The 23,739-nt window shown below is 59.9% G+C and carries 19 protein-coding genes and 2 tRNA genes; 16 read left to right on the top strand and 5 right to left on the bottom strand.

Annotation, left to right across the window (positions count from 1 at the left end; translation table 11 throughout):
* Nucleotides 1–101 precede the first annotated feature (101 nt).
* Together orn and ACKZ62_RS26015 are read left to right on the top strand one after the other, a co-directional pair.
* Complete coding sequence (gene orn, locus ACKZ62_RS26020; RefSeq protein WP_024073074.1) at nt 102–644, top strand: oligoribonuclease; 543 nt, start codon at nt 102–104, stop codon at nt 642–644.
* 181 nt (nt 645–825) lie between these two features.
* Nucleotides 826–1,443, top strand: a complete 618-nt coding sequence (locus tag ACKZ62_RS26015; protein WP_172681530.1) for a trimeric intracellular cation channel family protein — start codon at nt 826–828, stop codon at nt 1,441–1,443.
* Here ACKZ62_RS26015 and queG read toward each other — a convergent pair.
* Nucleotides 1,440–2,504 (bottom strand): tRNA epoxyqueuosine(34) reductase QueG, encoded by a 1,065-nt coding sequence (gene queG / locus ACKZ62_RS26010; RefSeq protein ID WP_032890472.1) that lies wholly within the window; start codon nt 2,502–2,504, stop codon nt 1,440–1,442. The genes ACKZ62_RS26015 and queG overlap by 4 nt on opposite strands.
* A 63-nt stretch (nt 2,505–2,567) precedes the next feature.
* Between queG and ACKZ62_RS26005 the strand changes: the two genes are divergently transcribed.
* From ACKZ62_RS26005 to ACKZ62_RS25950, 12 genes are all read left to right on the top strand, one after another.
* On the top strand, nt 2,568–3,428 hold the full coding sequence (locus ACKZ62_RS26005; RefSeq protein WP_095186070.1) for an NAD(P)H-hydrate dehydratase: 861 nt from the start codon (nt 2,568–2,570) through the stop codon (nt 3,426–3,428).
* Nucleotides 3,416–3,886 carry a tRNA (adenosine(37)-N6)-threonylcarbamoyltransferase complex ATPase subunit type 1 TsaE gene (tsaE, locus tag ACKZ62_RS26000; RefSeq protein ID WP_122764197.1) on the top strand — a complete coding sequence of 157 codons (471 nt, stop codon included), beginning with the start codon at nt 3,416–3,418 and terminating at the stop codon, nt 3,884–3,886. Before ACKZ62_RS26005 ends, tsaE begins: the two co-directional genes overlap by 13 nt.
* Before the next feature lie 15 nt (nt 3,887–3,901).
* On the top strand, nt 3,902–5,323 hold the full coding sequence (locus ACKZ62_RS25995) for an N-acetylmuramoyl-L-alanine amidase (RefSeq protein WP_032890478.1): 1,422 nt from the start codon (nt 3,902–3,904) through the stop codon (nt 5,321–5,323).
* Nucleotides 5,323–7,236 carry a DNA mismatch repair endonuclease MutL gene (gene mutL, locus ACKZ62_RS25990; protein ID WP_447096027.1) on the top strand — a complete coding sequence of 638 codons (1,914 nt, stop codon included), beginning with the start codon at nt 5,323–5,325 and terminating at the stop codon, nt 7,234–7,236. Before ACKZ62_RS25995 ends, mutL begins: the two co-directional genes overlap by 1 nt.
* The gene (gene miaA / locus ACKZ62_RS25985) at nt 7,236–8,207 is read left to right on the top strand and encodes a tRNA (adenosine(37)-N6)-dimethylallyltransferase MiaA (RefSeq protein ID WP_447096026.1); all 972 of its coding nucleotides are present in this window, start codon (nt 7,236–7,238) and stop codon (nt 8,205–8,207) included. Before mutL ends, miaA begins: the two co-directional genes overlap by 1 nt.
* A gap of 94 nt (nt 8,208–8,301) precedes the next feature.
* A complete protein-coding gene (gene hfq, locus ACKZ62_RS25980) occupies nt 8,302–8,562 on the top strand; it encodes an RNA chaperone Hfq (protein ID WP_003188059.1) in 261 nt (86 codons plus the stop codon).
* 12 nt (nt 8,563–8,574) lie between these two features.
* Complete coding sequence (gene hflX, locus ACKZ62_RS25975; RefSeq protein ID WP_447096025.1) at nt 8,575–9,876, top strand: ribosome rescue GTPase HflX; 1,302 nt, start codon at nt 8,575–8,577, stop codon at nt 9,874–9,876.
* Between the two features lie 96 nt (nt 9,877–9,972).
* Nucleotides 9,973–11,148: an FtsH protease activity modulator HflK gene (gene hflK / locus ACKZ62_RS25970; protein WP_032890485.1), complete on the top strand. Its 1,176-nt coding sequence runs from the start codon at nt 9,973–9,975 to the stop codon at nt 11,146–11,148.
* A complete protein-coding gene (gene hflC / locus ACKZ62_RS25965; protein WP_010213607.1) occupies nt 11,148–12,014 on the top strand; it encodes a protease modulator HflC in 867 nt (288 codons plus the stop codon). The genes hflK and hflC overlap by 1 nt, the downstream gene beginning before the upstream one ends.
* 293 nt (nt 12,015–12,307) lie before the next feature.
* Nucleotides 12,308–13,495, top strand: a complete 1,188-nt coding sequence (locus ACKZ62_RS25960) for an ATP phosphoribosyltransferase regulatory subunit (RefSeq protein WP_032890487.1) — start codon at nt 12,308–12,310, stop codon at nt 13,493–13,495.
* A gap of 54 nt (nt 13,496–13,549) precedes the next feature.
* Nucleotides 13,550–14,839, top strand: a complete 1,290-nt coding sequence (locus ACKZ62_RS25955; protein WP_032890489.1) for an adenylosuccinate synthase — start codon at nt 13,550–13,552, stop codon at nt 14,837–14,839.
* A 139-nt stretch (nt 14,840–14,978) separates the two neighbouring features.
* Nucleotides 14,979–16,913, top strand: a complete 1,935-nt coding sequence (locus tag ACKZ62_RS25950; RefSeq protein ID WP_095186067.1) for a methyl-accepting chemotaxis protein — start codon at nt 14,979–14,981, stop codon at nt 16,911–16,913.
* Between the two features lie 19 nt (nt 16,914–16,932).
* Here the strand turns inward: ACKZ62_RS25950 and ACKZ62_RS25945 are convergent, their stop codons facing one another.
* The 4 genes from ACKZ62_RS25945 to ACKZ62_RS25930 all read right to left on the bottom strand — a co-directional run bounded on the left by ACKZ62_RS25945 (nt 16,933) and on the right by ACKZ62_RS25930 (nt 19,992).
* Nucleotides 16,933–18,498: an ABC transporter permease gene (locus ACKZ62_RS25945; RefSeq protein WP_447096024.1), complete on the bottom strand. Its 1,566-nt coding sequence runs from the start codon at nt 18,496–18,498 to the stop codon at nt 16,933–16,935.
* Complete coding sequence (locus tag ACKZ62_RS25940) at nt 18,498–19,523, bottom strand: extracellular solute-binding protein (RefSeq protein ID WP_032890495.1); 1,026 nt, start codon at nt 19,521–19,523, stop codon at nt 18,498–18,500. The genes ACKZ62_RS25945 and ACKZ62_RS25940 overlap by 1 nt, the downstream gene beginning before the upstream one ends.
* Nucleotides 19,524–19,665: 142 nt before the next feature.
* Nucleotides 19,666–19,752 (bottom strand) — tRNA-Leu (locus ACKZ62_RS25935).
* A 153-nt stretch (nt 19,753–19,905) separates the two neighbouring features.
* Nucleotides 19,906–19,992: transfer RNA gene (locus ACKZ62_RS25930), tRNA-Leu, on the bottom strand.
* A 224-nt stretch (nt 19,993–20,216) separates the two neighbouring features.
* On the opposite strand from ACKZ62_RS25930, the gene rnr reads away from it, so the two are divergent.
* Nucleotides 20,217–22,850, top strand: coding sequence for a ribonuclease R (rnr, locus tag ACKZ62_RS25925; RefSeq protein ID WP_447096023.1), 2,634 nt, complete (start codon nt 20,217–20,219; stop codon nt 22,848–22,850).
* Nucleotides 22,847–23,608: a 23S rRNA (guanosine(2251)-2'-O)-methyltransferase RlmB gene (rlmB, locus tag ACKZ62_RS25920; RefSeq protein ID WP_032890499.1), complete on the top strand. Its 762-nt coding sequence runs from the start codon at nt 22,847–22,849 to the stop codon at nt 23,606–23,608. The genes rnr and rlmB overlap by 4 nt, the downstream gene beginning before the upstream one ends.
* The last annotated feature ends 131 nt before the right edge of the window (nt 23,609–23,739 follow it).

The raw sequence follows: 23,739 nt of genomic DNA, 5'->3' as shown, positions 1-23,739 counted from the left end.
CCGTGTCGATAATGCAAAGGTTGGGTGAAACGGTCGCGAGTCTAGCACGGCCCCGCCTGCTAAACTGCGCAGCTACGCCAAGGTGCCAAGAGAATCAAGCCATGCAAAACCCACAGAACCTGATTTGGATCGATCTGGAAATGACCGGTCTGAACCCTGACACCGACGTCATCATCGAGATGGCGACCATTGTCACCGACAGCAACCTCAACACCTTGGCCGAAGGTCCGGTGATCGCCATCCACCACAGCGACGCCGTGCTCGCCACCATGGACGAGTGGAACACCCGCACCCATGGCAACTCCGGCCTGACTCAGCGTGTACGCGACAGCCGAATCAGCATGGCCGAAGCCGAAGCCGAAACCATTGCCTTTCTGGAACAGTGGGTGCCCAAGGGCAAATCGCCGATCTGCGGCAACAGCATCTGCCAGGACCGCCGCTTCCTTTATACCCACATGAAGGCGCTGGAAAGCTACTTCCACTACCGCAACCTGGATGTGTCCACGCTCAAGGAACTGGCCGCGCGCTGGGCGCCGGAAGTCAAAGACAGCTTCCATAAAGGCAGCACCCATCTGGCGCTGGATGATATTCGCGAGTCGATCGCCGAGCTGCAGCATTACCGCAAGCATTTCATCAAGGCTTGAAATGGGGGCGGCTGACCGGGCGCCATCGCAGACAAGCCAGCTCCCACAGTTGAATGTATTCCCAGGTCCAAATGTGGGAGGGGGCTTGCCCCCGATGCAGGCAACTCGTTTTATCGCCAAGCGCCCCCTTTTGGTGCCATCAGCAAATGATTAGACTGCCGGCCTCTTTGCAAGGATCGCCATCATGCTGCTGATGCTCTACCTCATCGCCATCACCGCCGAAGCCATGACCGGTGCCTTGTCGGCTGGTCGGCGCGGCATGGACTGGTTTGGTGTGGTGCTGATCGCTTGCGTAACGGCGCTGGGCGGCGGCTCGGTGCGCGATGTGCTGTTGGGGCATTACCCGCTGACGTGGGTCAAACACCCGGAATACCTGGTGCTGACCTCCGTCGCGGCGCTGGTGACGATCTTTATCGCACCGTTGATGCGCCATCTGCGCTCGCTGTTTCTAGCGCTGGACGCCGTAGGCCTGGTCGCGTTCACGCTGATCGGCTGCATGACTGCACTGGAAATGGGCCACGGCATGCTGGTGGCCTCGGTCAGCGGGGTGATCACCGGCGTCTTCGGCGGCATTCTGCGGGATATCTTCTGCAACGACATTCCGCTGATCTTCCGCCGTGAGCTGTACGCCAGCGTGTCATTCCTGGCCGCCTGGTTCTACTTGCTCTGTCTGTATCTGGAATTGCCCAGCGAGCAGGCAATTCTGCTGACCCTGTTCAGCGGCTTTCTATTGCGCCTGCTGGCGATCCGTTTTCACTGGGAAATGCCTAAGTTCGTCTACAACGACGACGTGCACTAGCGCGTAGCGTGTTGGTTCAGCGCCCATTCCACATGTTCGCGCACCAACTCCGACGGGTAATCCCGGCGTGCCTTCAAGGCTTCCAACACCGGAATGCTCGACGGCGCATTGCCCAGGCCCACCGCGAGGTTGCGCAGCCAGCGCTCGTAGCCCGCGCGGCGCAGGGGTGAACCTTCGGTGCTGCTGAGGAATTTATCCTCATCCCACATAAACAGTTCGGCCAGTTCTGCGTTATCCAGGTTATGCCGTGGCTTGAAATCGCCCTCGGCGGTGGATCGAGCGAAACGATTCCACGGACAAACGATCTGACAGTCATCACAACCGAACACCCGATTGCCGATCAATGGGCGCAAGTCTTCAGGGATCGCGTTCTTCAGTTCAATGGTCAGGTAGGAAATGCAGCGCCGGGCGTCCAGCACATAGGGACCGACGAAGGCATTGGTTGGGCAGATATCCAGGCAGGCGGTGCAGCGGCCACAGTGTTCGGTGCTGTGTGGCTCATCGACCGGCAGCGGCAAATCGACGAACAGTTCGCTGAGGAAGAAATAACTGCCGGCCTTGCGGTTGAGTACCAGGGTGTTTTTACCGATCCAGCCCAGGCCGGCTTTTTCGGCGATGGCTTTTTCCAGTACGGGGGCGCTGTCGACGAATGCACGAAAGCCAAATGGGCCGATCTGTGCCTGAATGCGGTCGGCCAGTTGCTGTACGCGCTTACGGATCAGTTTGTGGTAGTCGCGGCCCAGGGCGTAGCGCGAGATGTAGGCTTTTTCCGGCTGGGCCAGCAGTTGCGCCATTTGTGTGTCGCCAGGCAGGTAGTCCATGCGCAGCGACACCACGCGCAACGTGCCGGGCACGAGCTCGTCGGGATGGGAGCGCTTGCTGCCATGGGCGCCCATGTAGTCCATCTCGCCGTGGTAACCCGCGTCTAGCCAACGTTGCAGGTGCTGTTCATGCTCGGCCAGGTCCAGGCCGCTGATGCCGACTTGTTGAAAGCCCAGTTCGCGGCCCCAGTCTTTGATCGATTGGGCGAGGGCGGGCAGATCGGAGGTAATAGCGGGCATGAGACACGGGAAACCACAGGTTAGATGCGTATAATTCTGCCAGACATCGGAGCTTGAAGACGCATGCCGCAGACAAAACACGAAATAACCGACGTTCAGTCCTTGTTGCACGGCCATTTGCCGCAACTGGCTGCGCGTTCCTCGGACGCCCATAAAGGTCAGTTCGGCCATTTGTTGGTCATTGGTGGCGACCGCGGCTTTGGCGGCGCTGCGCTGCTGAGCGCGGAAAGTGCCTTGCGCAGCGGCGCCGGCATGGTGTCCCTGGCCACTCGCCTTGAACACGTGCCTGCCGCGTTGGCCCGCGTGCCTGAGGTCATGACCGTGGGCGTGAGTTCGGCGAACCAGCTTATGGGCTTGCTGGAAAAAATCTCGGTAATCGTTATTGGTCCGGGGTTGGGTGAGGCGTCCTGGGGTAAAAGCCTGCTATCGGTTGCCGCCAACGCGCTGCTGCCGCAGGTGTGGGACGCAGACGCGCTGAATCAGCTGGCTACCGGCAATGTGAGTCTTCCGAGCGGTAGCGTGATTACGCCGCATCCGGGCGAGGCTGCGCGCTTATTGGGCATTTCTACAGCCGAGGTTCAGGCCGATCGCCTTAAGGTGGCGCGCGCGTTGAGCCAGAAATTCAGTGCAGTGGCTATCCTCAAGGGTGCTGGCAGTTTGATTGCCTGCCCCGATGGACGTGTTTCCCGTTGTGATCAGGGGCATCCAGCGATGGCCACAGCGGGCCTTGGCGATGTACTGGCCGGGCTGGTGGGCGCGTTAATGGCCCAAGGCATGCCTGCTTATGAAGCGAGCTGCCTGGCTGTGTGGTTGCACGCTACGGCGGGGGACCGCCAGGGCAGCCTGGGTCGCGGCTTGGCGGCCAGCGACCTGATACCGGCCATTCGTCAATTGTTGGAGGAGCAGTCGCCGTGCCTGAAGTAATCCTTTTCCTGGCCAATGAAGACGCCATGGTCGCGCTCGGTCATCGTATTGCAGAGGTCACGGGCGCAGCGGGGCTCATCTTTCTCGAAGGTGACCTGGGGGCGGGCAAGACGACGTTGTCCCGAGGCATCATTCGCGGTTTGGGGCACGCAGGGGCGGTGAAAAGCCCAACGTTCACTTTGGTCGAGCCCTATGAGATCGGTGCGTTGCGTGCTTTCCACTTCGACCTCTATCGTTTGGTCGATCCCGAAGAGCTGGAGTACATGGGCATCCGTGATTACTTTGACGAAGACGCACTGTGCCTGATCGAGTGGCCAGATAAAGGCACAGGCTTTTTGCCAAAGCCGGACCTGACCATTACCATTACGCCGCGTGAATCAGGACGTCAGCTGAAGTTGTTGCCCCAGAGTGCGCGCGCAGAGTCGTGGTGCGCCGCTTTGGCATTGGAATTCAAATAATTGGTGGGGTTAGGTATGCGCTTTCGCGCGTTGGTTGCTGTCGTAGGGGTGTTGCTTGCGGCAATGACTGTCAATGCTCTGGCTGCTTCACAGGTGAAAAGTGTTCGCCTGTGGCGAGCACCGGATAACACGCGACTGGTGTTCGACCTGTCTGGCCCGGTCCAGCACAGCGTCTTTACTCTCACGGCGCCTGATCGCCTGGTGATCGACATCAACGGTGCGACCCTGGCCGCGCCGCTCAAAGTGTCTACTGCCAACACCCCGATCACCGCCATGCGCTCGGCCCAGCGCACGCCCACCGATTTGCGCGTTGTCATCGACCTGAAAAAAGTCGTGACGCCGAAAAGCTTCTCCCTGGCGCCGAATGCCCAATATGGCAACCGACTGGTGGTCGACTTGTTCGACAACGCTGCCGATGCCGCACCGCCGCCTGCGCCGACCCCGAGCGTGGCAACGGTGCCTGCCGTGCCTGTCAGCCCGTCGCAACCCCAGGTCAAGTTGCCACCGCCGCCACCGGCCCCGGCTGGCAAGCGCGACATTATCGTAGTGATCGATGCCGGCCATGGTGGTGAAGACCCGGGTGCTTCCGGCTCACGCGGCCAGCATGAAAAAGACGTGGTACTGGCTATCGCCCGTGAGTTGCAGCGTCAGATCAACGGTATGAAAGGCTATCGCGCCGAACTGACCCGTACCGGCGACTACTTCATTCCGCTGCGCGGCCGTACCGAAATCGCCCGTAAGAAAGGTGCCGACCTGTTTGTGTCGATTCACGCCGATGCTGCGCCGTCGTCCGCTGCGTTCGGTGCCTCGGTGTTTGCGTTGTCTGATCGCGGGGCCACGTCCGAGACTGCTCGTTGGCTGGCGGACAGCGAAAACCGTTCCGACTTGATCGGTGGTGCCGGCAACGTGTCCCTCGATGACAAGGACAAGATGCTCGCTGGCGTTCTGCTCGACCTGTCGATGACCGCTTCGCTGACTTCCAGCTTGAATGTCGGCCAGAAGGTCTTGAGCAACATCGGTCGCGTGACTTCGCTGCACAAGCAGCGTGTGGAACAGGCCGGGTTTATGGTGTTGAAGTCTCCGGACATCCCATCGATTCTGGTGGAAACCGGGTTCATCTCCAACGCCAACGAAGCCTCCAAGCTGGCCAGCGCCAGCCATCAGCAGGCGTTGGCGCGTTCCATCAGTGCCGGCGTGCGCCAGTTCTTCCAGCAGAACCCGCCGCCGGGCACTTACGTCGCTTGGCTGCGTGACTCCGGCAAGATCGCCCAAGGCCCGCGTGACCATCGCGTGCAGCCCGGCGATACCTTGGCCATGCTTGCGGTGCGTTTCCAAGTCTCGGCCGCGACGTTGCGCAGTGCCAACAACCTGAAGACCGATGAGTTGAAAGTCGGTCAGGTGTTGACCATCCCAGGCACAGAATTGGCGGCGCAGTAATGAGCGAATCTACCTTGAACAGCGGGTCGCGCATTGAGTTGCTCAGCCCGCGCCTGGCTAACCAGATTGCAGCGGGTGAGGTTGTTGAGCGCCCTGCATCGGTGATCAAGGAGCTGCTGGAAAACAGCATCGACTCTGGTGCAAGGCGTATCGATGTCGATGTGGAGCAGGGCGGTGTCAAGTTGTTGCGGGTACGTGACGATGGCAGCGGCATCTCTTCCGATGACCTGCCCCTGGCCCTGGCCCGTCACGCCACCAGCAAAATCCGCGATCTGGAAGACCTTGAGCGGGTCATGAGCCTGGGCTTTCGCGGTGAGGCTTTGGCTTCGATCAGCTCCGTGGCCCGTCTGACCCTGACATCGCGCACCCGCGATGCCGAGCAGGCCTGGCAAGTGGAAACCGAAGGCCGCGACATGGCACCTCGGGTCCAGCCGGCCGCACACCCGGTGGGCACCTCGGTGGAAGTGCGCGACCTGTTCTTCAACACCCCGGCGCGGCGCAAATTCCTCAAGGCCGAGAAAACCGAATTCGATCACCTGCAAGAAGTCATCAAGCGCCTGGCCCTGGCCCGCTTCGACGTGGCCTTCCATCTGCGGCACAACGGGAAGACCATCCTCAGCCTGCACGAGGCTCATGACGACGCCGCGCGCGCTCGGCGAGTCTCTGCGATCTGCGGCGGCGGGTTCCTGGAGCAGGCGCTGCCGATCGAGATCGAGCGCAATGGCCTGCGTCTGTGGGGCTGGGTTGGCTTGCCGACCTTCTCCCGCAGCCAGGCGGACTTGCAGTATTTTTTCGTGAATGGCCGTGCGGTGCGCGACAAACTGGTGGCCCACGCGGTGCGTCAAGCGTATCGCGACGTGCTGTTCAACGGGCGTCATCCGACATTTGTGCTGTTTTTTGAGGTCGATCCCTCGGTCGTCGACGTCAACGTGCACCCGACCAAGCACGAAGTACGTTTCCGTGATGGGCGCATGGTGCATGACTTCCTCTATGGCACCTTGCACCGCGCGCTGGGCGATGTGCGCCCGGACGATCAACTGTCGTCTCCGATAGTGACCGCTGTGGTGCGTCCGAGCGGTCCCGAAGCGGGTGAGTTCGGCCCCCAGGGCGAAATGAGCCTGGCGGCTAACCTGCTGCAATCGCCGCAGTCGCAGCCTGCCTACACCGCACCGGGGTCTGGGGCTGGCGCGGGCTATCAATACCAATACACCCCGCGCCCGCAATCGACCGTGCCAGTGGCCGAGGCCCAGGCGGCCTACCGCGAATTCTTCGCGCCTCTGCCAGGCGCCGAGCCGGGCGCAGTCGCCTTGCCGGAGGGTGGCGGTGATATTCCTCCGCTGGGGTATGCGCTGGCGCAGCTCAAAGGCATCTATATCCTCGCGGAAAACGCTCATGGCCTGGTGCTGGTGGACATGCACGCCGCCCACGAGCGGATCATGTACGAACGCCTGAAAATCGCCATGGCCAGCGAAGGCCTCAGCGGTCAGCCGCTGCTGGTGCCGGAGTCTCTTTCCGTCAGTCAGCGTGAAGCCGATTGCGCCGAAGAGCATCACAGCGTGTTCCAGAAACTGGGTTTTGAACTGCAACGCCTGGGCCCGGAAACCCTGGCGATCCGCCAGATTCCCGCGCTGCTCAAGCAGGCCGAAGCGAACCGGCTGGTGGCCGACGTGCTGGCGGACCTGATGGAGTACGGCACCAGTGACCGTATCCAGGCGCACATCAACGAATTGCTCGGCACCATGGCGTGCCACGGCGCCATCCGCGCTAACCGACGCCTGGCCTTGCCGGAAATGAACGGGCTGTTGCGCGACATGGAAAACACCGAGCGCAGCGGGCAATGCAACCATGGCCGGCCGACCTGGACCCAGATGGGCCTGGACGATCTGGACAAACTGTTCTTGCGCGGCCGTTGATGAGTGCCCTGCCCCCCGCGATCTTCCTGATGGGCCCTACGGCCGCTGGTAAGACCGACCTGGCCATTGAGCTGACCAAGGTGTTGCCCTGCGAGCTTATTAGTGTCGACTCTGCCCTGGTTTACCGGGACATGGACATCGGCACGGCCAAGCCGTCTAAAGCGCAATTGGCTCAGCATCCGCACTGCCTGATCGACATCATTGACCCGGCCGAGAGCTATTCGGCCGCTGACTTTCGTACCGACGCCTTGGTCGCCATGGCCGAGATCACCGCGCGGGGCAATATTCCGCTGCTGGTGGGCGGCACGATGCTCTATTACAAAGCCTTGCAGGAAGGTCTGGCAGATATGCCGCCGGCCGACGCTCAAGTGCGTGCGGAGCTCGAAGAAGAAGCTGCACGCTTCGGTTGGCAGACTCTGCACGATCAGTTGGCTGCGGTTGATCCAGTCTCGGCCGCGCGCATTCACCCTAACGATCCCCAGCGTCTCAGTCGCGCCCTGGAAGTCTGGCGTGTCAGCGGCCAGACCATGACTGAACTGCGGCTTAAACAAAGTGCGCAAAGTGCTGACGCAGGCGCATCTGGACAGTCACAATTGCCCTATACTGTGGCGAATCTGGCCATCGCTCCGGCAAATCGCCAGGTGCTGCATGAACGAATTGCACAAAGATTCACAATTATGTTGGAACAGGGGTTTATCGACGAGGTCGTAGCACTGCGTTCCAGAGGTGACCTGCATCCAGGGTTGCCTTCGATACGTGCTGTAGGCTATCGCCAAGTCTGGGATCATCTGGATGGCAAGCTGACGTCAGCCGAAATGCAGGAGCGCGGAATCATTGCCACGCGCCAATTGGCGAAACGCCAGTTCACCTGGCTGCGCAGCTGGAGCGATTTGCACTGGTTGGACAGCCTGGACAGCGACAATCTGTCACGCGCCTTGAAATACTTGGGAACGGTCTCCATATTGAGCTGAGTCCTTGCAATTGCCGTCTATCCTTGGGGGTGTGACGGCCTTGAGCTATCTATTTTCCGATTTTTTATTATTGATCCTTAAAGGAGTGCGGCACATGTCAAAAGGGCATTCGCTACAAGACCCTTACTTGAATACTTTACGTAAAGAGAAAGTTGGGGTTTCCATCTATCTGGTCAACGGTATCAAGCTTCAAGGCACGATCGAGTCGTTCGACCAGTTCGTGATCCTGCTGAAAAACACCGTCAGCCAGATGGTTTACAAGCACGCTATCTCGACAGTCGTTCCAGTTCGTCCAATCCGTCTGCCTAGCGCAGCTGGTGACGAACAAGGTGACGCTGAGCCAGGTAACGCCTGATAGGAGTCTCCTTTGTTCTTTGAGCGCCACGGTGGTGGTGAGCGAGTAATCCTCGTTCACTTGGATGGACAGGACCCTGAGGCGCGCGAAGATCCGCAGGAGTTTCAGGAGTTGGCAAATTCGGCCGGCGCCGAGACCGTTGCGTTTTTTAACGTGCCGCGTCATCGGCCAACCGCCAAATTTCTGATTGGCAGCGGCAAGGTCGAGGAATTGCGCGACCTGGTCCACGCCGAAGAAGCCGATCTGGTGATCTTCAATCACACCCTCACGCCCAGTCAGGAACGTAACCTCGAACGTGTTTTCGAGTGTCGCGTGATCGACCGTACCGGCCTGATCCTCGATATTTTCGCCCAGCGCGCCCGTACCCATGAGGGCAAGCTCCAGGTAGAACTGGCCCAGCTTGACCACATGAGCACCCGGCTGGTTCGCGGCTGGACTCACCTTGAGCGTCAAGGTGGTGGTATAGGCATGCGCGGCCCGGGTGAAACCCAGCTCGAAACCGACCGACGCCTGTTACGGGTTCGCCTGCGTCAGATCAAGGGGCGCCTGGAAAAAGTGCGCAGCCAGCGCGAGCAATCGCGACGCGGGCGTTCCCGAGCGGATATCCCTACTGTGTCCCTGGTGGGCTATACCAACGCAGGCAAGTCCACGTTGTTCAACAACGTGACCAAATCCGACGTTTACGCAGCCGACCAACTCTTCGCCACCCTCGATCCGACCTTGCGCCGTTTGGACATTGACGACCTCGGCCCGATCGTCCTGGCTGACACGGTGGGTTTCATTCGTCACTTGCCCCACAAGCTGGTCGAGGCATTTCGGTCTACGCTCGAAGAGTCGAGCAATTCCGACCTGCTGTTGCACGTGATCGATGCGGCCGAACCGGATCGCATGTTGCAGATTGAGCAGGTGATGGTGGTGCTGGGCGAGATTGGTGCCCAGGACTTGCCGATCCTTGAGGTGTATAACAAACTCGATTTGCTTGAAGACGTTGAGCCACAAATCCAGCGCGACGAGAACGGCAGGCCCCAACGGGTATGGCTGTCGGCGCGTGATGGCAGTGGTTTGGAGCTGCTTGAACAGGCCATTGCCGAATTGCTCGGCAGCGATTTGTTTGTCGGCACCTTGCGCTTGCCTCAGCGTTTTGCTCGACTGCGTGCACAGTTTTTCGAGCTGGGCGCGGTACAGAAAGAAGAACACGACGAAGAAGGTGTCAGCTTGCTGGCCGTTCGGTTGCCGCGCTCGGAGCTCAATCGGCTGGTCAGCCGTGAAGGTGTAGTCCCGACAGAGTTCATCGAACAACACACTTTGCAATAAAAGCCTCCGAAAGCGGTTGTGCCGCAGTAGCAGGCATTCTGTAGCATTGGTCGGCGCGCCGTGGGCGCGTCTTTGCTTTATCAGATGGAGAGCGCTATGGCTTGGAATGAGCCGGGTGGCAACTCGAATAATCAGGATCCTTGGGGTGGTAAGCGCCGCAATAATGGCGACCGCAAGGGGCCACCAGATCTCGACGAGGCCTTCCGAAAGCTGCAGGAAAGCCTGAATGGGTTGTTCGGTGGTGGAAAAAAACGTGGTGGTGACGACGGTGGTCGCACAAGCAAGGGCGGCGGCTATGGCCTGCTGGGCCTCGGTCTTGTCGTGCTGGCGTCCGTATGGCTGTACAGCGCAGTCTACGTCGTGGACGAGCAGGAGCAGGCCGTGGTGCTGCGCTTCGGCAAGTACTACGAAACGGTCGGGCCGGGTCTGAATATCTACTTCCCGCCGATCGACAAGAAGTACATGGAGAATGTCACGCGTGAGCGTGCCTACACCAAGCAGGGCCAGATGCTGACCGAAGACGAGAACATCGTCGAAGTGCCGCTGACCGTGCAGTACAAGATCAGCAACCTGCAGGACTTCGTGCTGAACGTTGATCAGCCGGAAATCAGCCTGCAGCACGCAACCGAAAGCGCCCTGCGCCACGTGGTGGGTTCCACTGCGATGGACCAGGTGCTGACCGAAGGTCGTGAATTGATGGCCAGCGAGATCAAGGAGCGCCTGCAACGGTTCCTCGATACCTATCGCACCGGCATCACTGTCACTCAGGTAAACGTACAGAGCGCAGCTGCACCGCGCGAAGTGCAGGAAGCCTTCGATGACGTGATCCGCGCCCGTGAAGACGAGCAGCGTTCGCGCAACCAGGCTGAAACCTATGCCAACGGCGTTGTGCCGGAAGCTCGTGGTCAGGCCCAGCGTATCCTTGAGGATGCCAACGGTTACCGTGACGAAGTGGTTTCCCGCGCCAAGGGTGAGGCGGATCGCTTTACCAAACTGGTCGCCGAATACCGCAAAGCTCCTGAAGTCACCCGTGAGCGTCTGTACCTGGACACCATGCAGGAAGTCTTCAGCAACACCAGCAAGGTCCTCGTGACCGGCAGCAAGGGTGGGCAGAACAACCTGCTGTACCTGCCGTTGGACAAGATGATCGAAGGTGGTCGTAGCAGCACCAGCGCACCGGCCTCCGGCTCCAATGCCGCTGCCAACGAAGCGAGCGCCCGTGCCGCCGCTGACTTGCTGCAACAGCAATCACGTACCAGGGAGAGTCGTTGATGAGCAATAAATCGCTGACAGCCCTGATTGTGGGCGTCGTCGTGGTCATCGCTGCCTGGAACTGCTTCTACATCGTGGCTCAGACCGAGCGTGCGGTGCTGCTGCAATTCGGTCGCGTGGTTCAGGCGGATGTCCAGCCGGGCTTGCATGTGAAAGTGCCCTACGTCAACCAAGTGCGCAAGTTCGACGCCCGCCTGATGACCCTGGATGCACCGACACAACGCTTCCTGACCCTGGAAAAGAAAGCTGTGATGGTTGATGCCTACGCCAAGTGGCGCGTCAAGGATGCCGAGCGCTTCTACACTGCGACCTCCGGCCTCAAGCAGATTGCCGACGAGCGTTTGTCGCGCCGTCTGGAATCGGGCCTGCGTGACCAGTTTGGTAAGCGCACTCTGCACGAGGTGGTATCCGGTGAGCGTGACGCACTGATGGCTGACATCACGCGTTCGCTCAACACGATGGCGGAAAAAGAGCTGGGTATCGAAGTGGTCGATGTTCGGGTCAAGGCTATCGACCTGCCTAAAGAAGTGAATCGCAGCGTGTTCGAGCGAATGAGCACCGAGCGTGAGCGGGAGGCTCGTGAGCACCGCGCCAAGGGTAACGAGCTGGCTGAAGGTATCCGCGCGGATGCCGACCGTCAGCGTCGCGTACTGCTGGCAGAAGCCTATCGCGAGTCTGAAGAGGCCCGTGGTGATGGTGATGCTCAAGCTGCGGCGATCTACGCCAAGGCGTACGGCCAGGACCAGGAGTTCTACGCGTTCTACCGTAGCCTGCGCGCCTATCGTGAAAGCTTCGCAAACAAAACCGACGTCATGGTGCTGGACCCAAGCAGCGACTTTTTCCGCTACCTGGAAAAGTCCAAGTAATCAGCCTGTGATTTTGTAGGGCGCACTCCGTCGGGCGGCTAAAATGCCTGGCGGGGTGATCCTTTCAGAAAACGGGTGTATGATGCGGCAGCCGGGAAATTCCCGGCTTTTTTGCGTCTGCGTGTTTGATTCGGCAGGCGTGACAGGTTTTTCGAGGAAAGTGCCCGACGAGGCCGTTTACAGGCCGTTCGTCACGTCGCTCTTGCGCGTGGTTTATGCAGGGGGCGGGTATTTTCTGCTTCACTCAAGGCTCGGCCGAGGGCTGGCCGCCCGGATCAAAGGGGAATGGCGTAATGGCAACGGTAGACCGCTGGCTGCTGCCAGATGGCATCGAAGAAGTACTGCCACCAGAAGCTGCGCGCATTGAAGTAGCGCGTCGCCAGGTGTTGGATCTGTTCCAGAGCTGGGGTTACGAGTTTGTCGTAACTCCTCATATCGAGTACCTGGAATCCCTGCTGACCGGCGCGGGCCAGGACCTGGATCTGCGCACCTTCAAGGTCATTGATCCGCAATCGGGCCGGCAAATGGGCTTTCGGGCAGACATCACGCCGCAGGTGGCGCGCATCGATGCGCACACCCTGCGCCGCGAAGGCCCTAGCCGTCTTTGCTACGCCGGTAGCGTGCTGCATGCTCAGCCGCGTGCCTTGTCGTCTTCCCGTAGCCCTATCCAGCTGGGCGCCGAGTTGTACGGTGATGCCAGCCCGAGCAGCGACGTTGAAGTGATCAGCTTGATGCTGGCCATGCTGCAACTGGCTGACGTGCCTGATGTCCACATGGACCTGGGTCACGTCGGTATCTACCGTGGCCTGGCCCGTGCGGCCGGTTTGTCCGGTGAGGTAGAGCAACAGCTGTTCGATGCCCTGCAGCGTAAGGCTATCGATGAAGTAATCGCACTGACCGAAGGTGTGCCTGCCGACCTGGCTGGCATGCTGCGCGCGCTGGTGAATCTGTGCGGCGGCCGTGAAGTGCTGGCAGCTGCGCGTGAACGCCTGGCCAATGCGCCTGCGCCGGTACTGGCGGCGCTGGATGATGTGCTGGCGATTGCCGAGCAGCTGTCGGCACGTTTCCCTGATTTGCCGCTGTACTTTGATTTGGGCGAGCTGCGCGGTTACCACTACCACACCGGTGTGGTGTTTGCGGTGTTTGTTCCGGGCGTTGGCCAGGCCATCGCCCAAGGCGGTCGTTACGACGATATCGGCGCCGACTTCGGTCGTGCGCGTCCGGCGACTGGCTTCTCCACCGATTTGAAAACCCTGGTGACCCTGGGGCGTGCTGAGGTCGAGCTGCCGTCTGGTGGCATTTGGATGCCCGACAGTACGGACGCAGCACTCTGGCAGCAGGTTTGCCAGTTGCGCAGTGAGGGTCAGCGTGTTGTCCAGGCCTTGCCTGGCCAGCCATTGGCCGCCGCCCGTGAAGCGGACTGCGACCGGCAATTGATTCTGCAGAACGGGCTTTGGCAAGTATCGCCACTGGCTTCTTGAGTTTTCCTGCCGGCCATCGCCGGCACCAAGTTTGCGCGAATGAGGACAAGTGTTATGGGTAAGAATGTCGTAGTCCTGGGCACCCAATGGGGTGATGAGGGCAAAGGCAAGATCGTTGATCTGCTGACCGAACATGCTGCCGCCGTAGTGCGCTACCAAGGTGGCCACAACGCTGGCCATACCCTGGTCATCGATGGCGAAAAAACCGTCTTGCACCTGATCCCATCGGGCGTCCTGCGCGAAGGTGTGCAGTGCCTGATCGGCAACGGCGTGGTGGTTGCACCTGACGCCCTGCTGCGCGAGATCATCAAGCTGGAAGAGAAGGGCGTACCGGTGCGCGAGCGCCTGCGTATCAGCCCATCCTGCCCGCTGATCCTGTCCTTCCACGTTGCGCTGGACCAGGCCCGTGAAAAGGCCCGTGGCGAGCTGAAGATCGGTACGACCGGTCGCGGCATCGGCCCAGCCTACGAAGACAAAGTTGCACGTCGTGGCCTGCGTGTGGGCGATCTGCTCAACATGCCGCGTTTTGAAGACAAGCTGCGTGAGCTGGTGGACTACCACAACTTCATGCTGGTCGGTTACTACAAAGAGCCAGCCATTGAGTTCGACAAGACCCTGGCCGAGTGCAAGGAATACGCTGAGCTGCTCAAGCCGCTGATGCTGGACGTGACGGCCGAGCTGCACGACCTGCGTCGCGCTGGCAAAGACATCATGTTCGAAGGCGCCCAAGGTTCGTTGCTGGACATCGACCACGGCACTTACCCGTACGTGACCAGCTCCAACACCACCGCTGGCGGCGTTGCGACCGGGTCTGGCGTTGGCCCGATGTTCCTGGACTACATCCTGGGCATCACCAAGGCTTACACCACGCGCGTAGGTTCGGGCCCATTCCCGACTGAGCTGTTTGACGAAGTCGGTGCGCACCTGGCCAAACAAGGTCACGAGTTCGGTGCTACCACCGGTCGTGCCCGTCGTTGCGGCTGGTTCGACGCCGTTATCCTGCGTCGTGCTATCGATGTGAACAGCATCTCGGGCATCTGCTTCACCAAGCTGGATGTACTCGACGGTCTGGAAACCATCAACATCTGCGTCGGCTACAAAGATGCGGAAGGCAATGATGTTGCTCCGACTGATGCTGACAGCTACGTAGGCTTGCAGCCTGTGTACGAAGAAGTGCCGGGCTGGACCGAATCGACCGTGGGTGCTAAGACCCTGGAAGAGCTGCCGGCCAACGCCCGCGCTTACATCAAGCGTGTCGAAGCGCTGATCGGTGCGCCGATTGACATTATTTCGACGGGCCCGGACCGCAACGAAACTATCGTTCTGCGTCATCCGTTCGCTTAATAAGCTGTTGATGTAAAAAGCAAAGGGCTCCTTCGGGAGCCCTTTGTCGTTTCTGTTTGCCAAGCGGCACGACCCTTGCTGTGTTTCTCTTTTTCGCGGTGCTATCAAATTAATGGCACCCGTGGTGGAGGGATTCTTGATGTCTGCCGTTCTGTCGTTGTTACAAAGTCGTCTGTTGCGACCGGTCTTCGTTACCTTGGGTATCGCCCTTTTGGTGCAAGTGCTGGTGGCGGTCGCTCTAACCCGGAGCACCGTCACTGCATTGGAAGCTGATTTGGGTAATCGTCTGGGTATCGATAGCCAGAAGCTGTCTGGTGAGTTGGCCCAAGCCGGTAAGGAGGTCACGTCAAGCCTCGATAGCTTGTCTGCCAGCACTCGGCAACGTCTGACGGCAGGGCTTTCCACACGCCTGCAGGAAGAGCAGAAGCAGCTGCGTGCGACCCTGGAAAAAGACTTGAAGGATTCCGCCAACGACATGGCGCAGCTGCTGGCTTCGGTGGCGCCCCGCGCCATGTGGGACAGCGACGTACCTACATTGTCCGAGTTTGCCCGACGCGCCCAGCGCAATCCCAACGTGCTGTTTGTGGTCTACGACGACGCAGCGGGTGAGCATCTAACCCGTTACCTGAATCGCGAAAATCCGATCAACAAGGCGCTGCTGGAAAAAGGCCAAGGCGACCGCGCCTTGGACAAAGTGCTGAATGCCGCGAAAAACGACCCTTCGGTGTTCTACGTTGAGGCCTCCATCAGCCCCAATGGCGTAGAAATCGGCAAAGTGCTCATGGGCGTATCGACTGCTTCGGTAGAGGCCGACCTGCAAGCACTGGACAAGCGCTTTGCCGCCCTGATTGCCAGCGGTGATCAGTTGGTCGGCGATAGTCTCAAAGGCGCCGCAGCCGACAGTGCGGCGGCCATGGGTGCTCGCCTGCAGTCGGCACAGGCCACTGCGACCCAGATGACTGCCAACACCACCGAGGCCGTGCAGGAGGCCGCGGGCACGCTGCGCTGGCGTATCGGCATGGGGTTGGCCGTAGTGGGTTTCGGCGTATTGGTGTTGATCGCTGTCGTGCTCGGTCGCCGCGTGGTCAATCGCCTGAAGTTGTTGATTGCCGCTATGGATGATCTGGCGGCGGGCGAGGGGGATCTCACCAAGCGCGTGCAGATCAGTAGCAAGGACGAAATCGGCGACATGGCCTCAGCGGTCAATCGCTTTGTGGATAAGTTGCAGCCCATCGTGCGCGAGGCGGGCGATGTGGCCCAGCGTACCGGTGTGGAGATTGGTGCCATGACCTTGCGTAATGCCGGTGCTGATGCGGCGGCTGGCTTGCAGCGCGACGAAGTGGCCGAGAGCTTGCGCGCGTTGTCGCAGATGGCCGACGAAGCCCAGGCCGAAAGCCACGCCATGCAGGCGGCATTGCAACAGGTCGTCGATATTCGCCAGGCCACGGATGAAAACTCACGCACTTCGGCTGAAGTCGGCAGCTTGATCGAGGCGTTGGCGGGGCAGGTCCAGGCTGGCTCACAGGTGATCGAACGGCTGGCTCAGCAAAGTGAGCAGATCGAAGTGGTGTTGACGGTAATCCATGGTATCGCCGAGCAAACCAACTTGCTGGCGCTCAACGCGGCCATTGAGGCGGCACGCGCTGGTGAGACCGGGCGCGGTTTTGCGGTGGTGGCGGACGAAGTGCGTGCGCTGGCCAGTAAAACCCAGAGCTCCACCGGTGATATCCAGGCGCATATCGTGGCGTTGCAACAGGGCGCGCGTGAGGCTGTGGAAACCATTGGCAAGGCCGGGCGCCAGGCCAGCGAAGGTTTACTGGTGCTGCGTGAGAGCGAGCGTTTGCAGCAGACGGTGCAGGCTTCGGTAGAGCAGGTGCATGCCGCGATCGGCTTGGCTACCCGTGCGGCTGAGCATCAGGCCCAGGGCGCCCATGCAGTGCGTGGTCGGGTGGAGGTGATCCATGCCCAGGCTGAGCGTGCCGCGCAGGCGGTGGTGGAAACGACCGCCAGTGGCAAAGTCCTGGATGGGCTGGCGGCGCAGTTGAAGGCGAGCTTGGGGCAGTTTCGCGCTTAGCATTGCCTCAATAGCGGTTTCAGCGACTCAGATACATCCGCGTTGTGAGCAGATACACCGGCAGCCCCGACACCAGTATCAACAACGCCGCATAAGGGGCTGCCGCCGCGAATTCCACATTCGACGTATGCGACCATACCGCCGTGGCCAGTGTGTTCAGCCCGGTCGGGCTGAGCAGCAGCGTCGCCGTCAATTCCTTCATCGCATCCAGGAATACCAGCGCAAACGCTGCCCCCAGCGCCGGGAAGATAATCGGCAAAGTCACTCGGCAAAACGCACTGAACGACGAAGCACCCAGTGTGCGCGCTGCTTCCTCCAGCTGCGGCGCGGCCTTATTCAAGGCGGTGCGAATCGGCGCCTGAGCCAGTGGCAAGAACAACAGCGCATAGGCGATCAGCAACAACGCAGACGTCTGGTACAGCGCAGGCACGTAATGCAAGGCGAAATACACCAGCGTAAGCGCAATCACCAGGCCGGGCAGCGCGTGCAGCAGGTACGGCAGACGCTCAGCCCAGATCGCCAGTTTGCCTTTATAGCGCACCACCAGCAGGCCGACCGGCACGGCCAGTACCAGGCACAACGCTGCACCGCCCAGGGACAGCGCCAGCGAGGACAGAAGCGCTTCGCCAATTTCTGCCACTGGAAAAGCCGCCGACGAACCCACGGCCAGCCAGTAGCCGAGCATGCCCAGCGGAATCCCACTACCGATGACCGCCAATGCCAGGCAGTACACCTGGCCGAGTGGCGCCCACTTGCCCAATCGAACCTGCTCGGCATGCCGCGCCGCGCCTTGGCCGATACGTACATGTCGGCCCTTGCCGCGCACGCGCAGTTCCAGCCACAGCAGGGTAAGGCACATCATCAGCAGTACCGCTGAAAGCATCGCAGCGTTGGCGTTGCTGAATTCCAGCTCGAACTGCTGGTAGATCGCGGTGGTGAAGGTTTGCAAGCCGATGATCGAAAGCGCACCGAATTCCACCAGCATATGCAGCGCGATCAGCAGTGCCCCGGCCAGCAGCGATGGCCACAGCAGCGGCAACGTAATGCGCAGAAAAACTGCCCAGCGATTGAGGCCCAGCGTGCGAGCAGATTCTTCAAGGGAGGGGTCAAGATTACGCAATGTTGCTGCCACTGGCAGAAACACTAGCGGGTATTTGGACAGGCTCATCACCAGGATCGCCCCGCCCAGCCCTTCAAAGTTGGCGCTCAGGGACACCCAGGTAAAGCTGCTGACAAACGCTGGGACCGCAAACGGCAGGCACAGGATCACGCCCCATATACGTCGCCCTGGCAGGTTGCTGCGCTCCAGCAGCCAAGCCAGGGACAGGCCGATCACGCCGCAGGTTACCGTTACCCCAACCATCAGCGCCAAGGTGTTGCGCAGCAGCCCGAACACATAAGGCCGCCATAGCAGATGCACCGCCTCCGCCCATCCAGCTTGCCAGGCTTTAAGGCCGACATAGGCCAATGGAAGCAGGCTCAGGCCAACCAGAAACAGCACTGGAAGCAGCAGCCAGATTGACGGGCGTTTGCGTCGAGGGCTCAATCCCCTGCGCAGGGCGGTGGCGGGTAGCGATGGGTTCATCAGTTCAAGCCAACATCACGTTCCAGCTCCAGCGCTTCTTCGGCGTTGCCAAGGTCCGCAGGCGTGACTTTTGGCGGTTGCAGCTCGCTGAAAGGCTTAAGGCCTCGGTTGGATTCCATGCCTTTACGCAGCGGGTATTCCGCGGAGGTGTTGGTGATGACCCGCTGGCCTTCTTCACTGGCCATGAACGCCAGCAGTTGTTGGGCTTCCTTGGGGTGTTTGCTGGATTTCAATGCGGCAGCGGACGACACGGTAATCAGGCCGCCGGCATCGCCGTCGGTGAAGTAATGCAGCTTGGAGTCCAGGTTGGTTTTTTCTTTCTTAAGGGCAAACCAGTAATAGTTGTTCACCAGTACGGTGGCCACTTCGCCGTTCTCCACGGCTTTAAGGGCGACCATGTTGTTGCTGTAAACCTTGCCAAAGGCGCGCAGGCCGGTCAGCCATTCTTCAGCTGCCTCTCGACCGTGCAATTTGATGATCGCCACGGCCTGTTCTTGGAACGCGCCGCTGGTGGGCACGAAACCGACCTTGCCTTGCCACTCGGGGCCGGCGAAATCCAGCACGGATTTGGGCAGGTCTTTCTCGGCAATCAGTTTCGGGTTGAAGGCCACGACGCGGGTGCGCGCAGTCACTCCCATCCAGTCGCCGTTGCTGCCGACGTAATCTTTGGGCAGCACGTCGAGGGTGCTCCCGTCGATCTTGGCCAGCAGGCCTTGCTCGCCGAGTTTGTTCAGGGGAGGGGATTCTTCGGTGTAGATGACGTCGGCGGGAGAGCGGTCGCCTTCTTCCACCACCTGGCTGGCCAGTTGGTTGCTACTGCCTTTGCGTACGTTGACGTGAATGCCGGTCTTGGCTTCGAAAGCCTTGGCGAGTTCGTCGCCGACTTCTTTGTGCTGGCCGTTGTATAGGGTCAGGGAAACTTTGTCGGCAGAGTAGGCCGCGGGCGAGAGCAGGGCCAGGCCGAGCAGAGTGATGGTAAGGCCACGCAGAAGGGATGTCTTGGGGCGGGTATCGCGGATCATCATCCGGGGTGTTCCTCACTTGTAAGCAACAAATTCTTACAAGGATAAACGATAAAACTTCTCAAGTGCGACCCAGGAGGGAATCACCTGCAAAGTTTCAGCCCCAGAAACGAAAAAACCCGCTTTCGCGGGTTTGATCTGAATTTGGTGCCCAGGAGAAGACTCGAACTTCCACGACCTTGCGATCACCAGCACCTGAAGCTGGCGTGTCTACCAATTTCACCACCTGGGCTTTATCAAGCAACGTTGCCGCTGTTGATGGGGCGAACTATACGGCGGGCTTTTTGATCTGTAAACCCCTGATTCAATAAAATAAATCGGGATTTACGTTAAAAATCAAAAGCCTGAAACGAAAAAACCCGCTTTCGCGGGTTTGATCTGAATTTGGTGCCCAGGAGAAGACTCGAACTTCCACGACCTTGCGATCACCAGCACCTGAAGCTGGCGTGTCTACCAATTTCACCACCTGGGCATCATCAACAACGTTGCCGTCGTCGATGGCGCGCACTATACGGAGAGGCTTATAAGCTGTAAACCCCTGCTATGAAAAAAGCCTGGAATATTTCGCCAATGGTCGTGCAAGGTGCGCAGCGAGGGCCATTAAGGGCTTTAAAACGCTTGTTGATGCCTGAAATTTCCCGTTTCAATACGCGTATGCCAAACTAACCCACATATAGACAAGGTGAAAACTCTCTAATGGCCGATTGGCAGTCCCTCGATCCCGAGGCCGCTCGTGAAGCGGAAAAATATGAAAACCCTATTCCTAGCCGCGAACTGATCCTGGCGCATCTCGCCGATCGGGGTTCGCCTGCTAGCCGCGAGCAGTTGGTTGAAGAATTCGGTCTGACCACCGAAGACCAGCTTGAAGCCCTGCGCCGCCGATTGCGTGCCATGGAGCGCGACGCTCAACTGATCTACACCCGCCGTGGCACTTACGCGCCTGTGGATAAGCTCGACTTGATCCTTGGCCGCATTGCCGGTCACCGTGATGGCTTCGGCTTCTTGATCCCGGATGACGGTAGTGACGACCTGTTCATGAGCCCGGCGCAAATGCGCTTGGTGTTCGATGGTGACCGTGCCTTGGCGCGCGTTTCCGGCCTGGACCGTCGCGGTCGCCGTGAAGGCGTGATCGTCGAAGTGGTGTCCCGTGCCCACGAGTCCATCGTTGGTCGTTACTTCGAAGAAGGCGGTATTGGCTTTGTTGTGCCGGATAACCCAAAGGTCCAGCAGGAAGTGCTGATTACCCCGGGCCGCAATGGCGCTGCGAAGGTCGGTCAGTTCGTTGAGGTGAAAATCACCCACTGGCCTACTGCGCGCTTTCAGCCTCAGGGCGACATCGTTGAAGTTGTCGGCAACTACATGGCGCCGGGGATGGAAATCGACGTCGCGCTGCGCACCTACGATATTCCTCACGTCTGGCCTGAAGCTGTGCTGAAAGAAGCCGCCAAGCTCAAGCCTGAAGTTGAAGAAAAAGACAAAGAAAAACGCATCGATCTGCGCCATCTGCCGTTTGTCACCATCGACGGCGAAGATGCTCGCGACTTCGACGATGCGGTCTACTGCGAAGCCAAGCCCGGCAAGTTGCGTCTGTTCTCTGGCGGCTGGAAGTTGTTCGTCGCGATTGCCGACGTGTCCAGCTATGTGAAGATCGGTTCTGCACTGGATAACGAAGCCCAGGTGCGCGGCAACTCCGTGTACTTCCCGGAGCGCGTGATCCCGATGCTGCCTGAGCAATTGTCCAACGGGCTGTGCTCCCTGAACCCGAAAGTCGACCGTTTGGCCATGGTGTGCGAGATGACTATCTCGAAAACCGGCGAAATGACCGACTACCAGTTCTACGAAGCGGTGATCCACTCCCAGGCGCGCCTGACCTACAACAAGGTCAGTACCATTCTGGAACAGCCTAAAACAAGCGAAGCCAAGGCTTTGCGTGGTGAGTACGGGCATGTCGTGCCGCACCTCAAGCAGCTTTACTCGCTGTACAAGGTGCTGTTGGGTGCTCGTCATGTGCGTGGCGCGATCGATTTTGAAACCCAGGAAACCCGGATTGTCTTCGGTTCCGAGCGCAAGATCGCCGCAATCACCCCGACGACCCGTAACGATGCGCACAAGCTGATCGAGGAGTGCATGCTGGCGGCCAACGTGGCCACCGCTGAATTCCTGAAGAAGCATGAGATTCCTGCGTTGTACCGCGTGCACGATGGTCCGCCGCCGGAGCGTCTGGAAAAACTGCGCGCGTTCCTCGGAGAGCTCGGCCTGTCCCTGCACAAGGGCAAGGACGGTCCGACGCCGAAGGACTACCAGGCATTGCTGGCCAGCATCAAGGACCGTCCGGATTACCATGTGATTCAGACCGTAATGCTGCGTTCGTTGAGCCAGGCGGTGTACAGCGCCGACAATCAGGGCCACTTCGGCTTGAACTACGAGGCGTACACCCACTTCACCTCGCCAATTCGCCGTTATCCTGACCTGCTCACGCACCGCGCGATCCGCAGCGTGATCCATTCCAAGCAGAACACCCCGCACGTTAAGCGCGCTGGCGCCATGACCATACCGAAAGCACGGATCTATCCGTACGACGAGGCGGCCCTGGAACAGCTGGGCGAGCAGTGCTCCATGAGCGAACGCCGTGCCGACGAAGCCACGCGCGACGTAGTGAACTGGCTCAAGTGCGAGTTCATGAAAGACCGCGTGGGCGAAACCTTCCCAGGTGTAATCACCGCCGTGACAGGCTTTGGCCTGTTCGTCGAGCTGACCGACATCTACGTCGAAGGCCTGGTGCACGTTACGGCCTTGCCGGGTGATTACTACCACTTCGATCCCGTGCATCACCGCCTGGCGGGCGAGCGCACCGGTCGCAGCTTCCGTCTGGGCGACACGGTGGAAGTGCAGGTCATGCGCGTCGACCTTGACGAGCGCAAGATCGACTTCGGTATGCCAGACAAGCCAGTCGAACCGGCGGGTCGTAAAAAGCGCGGCGTCGAAACCGCAGCGCCGACCGCCAAAGGCAAAGGAACTCCTGCGAAAGCAGCGGCCGCCGAGCCTGCGCCAGCCAAGGCTGGTCGCCGGTCCTCCGTCAAGGACAAGGCCCCCGAAGCCTACCGTCCAAGTGACGCAGCGGCGAAAAACGCCGAGCTGCGCAAGAGTCGCGAGCTGAAGCAGCAGTTGCTCAACGAAGCCAAAAGCGGTGGTAAAGCGGCGTCTGGGGGAAAGTCCCAAGGGGCGGAAAAGCCGTCGAGCAAACCCAGTAAACATCGTAAAGGCCCGCCAAAAGCGGGTTCGGCCCCCGCGAAAAGCGGCGGGTCGCGCAAACCTAAGGCCAAGTCATGAGTCTGGAAAAAATCTACGGCGTCCACGCCGTAGAAGCACTGCTGCGTCATCACCCTAAACGCGTCAAACAAGTGTGGTTGGCGGAAGGTCGCAGCGAGCCTCGCGTGCAGGCGCTGGTTGAGTTGGCCACCCAAAACAAGGTTGCCATCGGCCAGGCCGAGCGTCGTGAAATGGACGTGTGGGTCGAAGGCGTTCACCAGGGTGTGGTCGCGGACGTGAGTCCTAGCCAGGTCTGGGGCGAAGCCATGCTCGACGAGCTGCTCGACCGCACCGAAGGTGCGCCGCTGTTGCTGGTGCTGGACGGCGTGACCGACCCGCACAACCTTGGCGCCTGCCTGCGTTCGGCGGATGCTGCCGGCGCGTTGGCAGTAATTGTGCCTAAAGACAAGTCGGCTACCCTGACGCCGGTTGTGCGCAAGGTCGCCTGCGGCGCGGCGGAAGTGATTCCGTTGGTGGCCGTGACCAACCTGGCGCGCACTCTGGAGAAACTCCAGCAGCGCGGCCTGTGGGTCGTGGGTACGGCGGGGGAGGCCGAGGTCAGTATTTATGACCAGGACCTCACTGGACCGACCATTCTGATCATGGGGGCTGAAGGTAAGGGTATGCGTCGTTTGACCCGTGAGCATTGTGATTATCTGGTGCATTTGCCGATGGCAGGCAGCGTCAGCAGTCTCAACGTGTCGGTTGCGACCGGCGTGTGCCTGTTTGAAGCTCAGCGTCAGCGTGGTGCCCAGGTCAAGGCCAAGGTGAAGAAGTAATTCTGATCCTGACATAGCGTCAAAATGTGGGAGGGGGCTTGTCCCTCGATAGCAGTGGTTCAGTTACAGCTGTTGTGACTGGCCCGCTGCAATCGGGAGCAAGCGCCCTCCCACATTTGTTTTTGTGAGGT

Source organism: Pseudomonas sivasensis (assembly GCF_052938085.1).
The sequence above is the reverse complement of the archived record's forward strand: the minus strand, read 5'-3'. Positions and strand labels throughout refer to the sequence as shown.

Excerpts from the sequence above, each read along its gene's own strand:
- hfq (WP_003188059.1), top strand. The coding sequence starts at position 8,302 with ATGTCAAAAGGGCATTCGCTACAAGACCCTTACTTGAATACTTTACGT.
- ACKZ62_RS25945 (WP_447096024.1), bottom strand. The coding sequence starts at position 18,498 with ATGAACCCATCGCTACCCGCCACCGCCCTGCGCAGGGGATTGAGCCCT.
- ACKZ62_RS25995 (WP_032890478.1), top strand. The coding sequence starts at position 3,902 with ATGCGCTTTCGCGCGTTGGTTGCTGTCGTAGGGGTGTTGCTTGCGGCA.
- ACKZ62_RS25955 (WP_032890489.1), top strand. The coding sequence starts at position 13,550 with ATGGGTAAGAATGTCGTAGTCCTGGGCACCCAATGGGGTGATGAGGGC.
- mutL (WP_447096027.1), top strand. The coding sequence starts at position 5,323 with ATGAGCGAATCTACCTTGAACAGCGGGTCGCGCATTGAGTTGCTCAGC.
- ACKZ62_RS25940 (WP_032890495.1), bottom strand. The coding sequence starts at position 19,523 with ATGATGATCCGCGATACCCGCCCCAAGACATCCCTTCTGCGTGGCCTT.
- hflC (WP_010213607.1), top strand. The coding sequence starts at position 11,148 with ATGAGCAATAAATCGCTGACAGCCCTGATTGTGGGCGTCGTCGTGGTC.
- orn (WP_024073074.1), top strand. The coding sequence starts at position 102 with ATGCAAAACCCACAGAACCTGATTTGGATCGATCTGGAAATGACCGGT.
- queG (WP_032890472.1), bottom strand. The coding sequence starts at position 2,504 with ATGCCCGCTATTACCTCCGATCTGCCCGCCCTCGCCCAATCGATCAAA.
- ACKZ62_RS25960 (WP_032890487.1), top strand. The coding sequence starts at position 12,308 with ATGGCAACGGTAGACCGCTGGCTGCTGCCAGATGGCATCGAAGAAGTA.
- rnr (WP_447096023.1), top strand. The coding sequence starts at position 20,217 with ATGGCCGATTGGCAGTCCCTCGATCCCGAGGCCGCTCGTGAAGCGGAA.
- ACKZ62_RS26005 (WP_095186070.1), top strand. The coding sequence starts at position 2,568 with ATGCCGCAGACAAAACACGAAATAACCGACGTTCAGTCCTTGTTGCAC.
- ACKZ62_RS25950 (WP_095186067.1), top strand. The coding sequence starts at position 14,979 with ATGTCTGCCGTTCTGTCGTTGTTACAAAGTCGTCTGTTGCGACCGGTC.
- rlmB (WP_032890499.1), top strand. The coding sequence starts at position 22,847 with ATGAGTCTGGAAAAAATCTACGGCGTCCACGCCGTAGAAGCACTGCTG.
- miaA (WP_447096026.1), top strand. The coding sequence starts at position 7,236 with ATGAGTGCCCTGCCCCCCGCGATCTTCCTGATGGGCCCTACGGCCGCT.
- hflK (WP_032890485.1), top strand. The coding sequence starts at position 9,973 with ATGGCTTGGAATGAGCCGGGTGGCAACTCGAATAATCAGGATCCTTGG.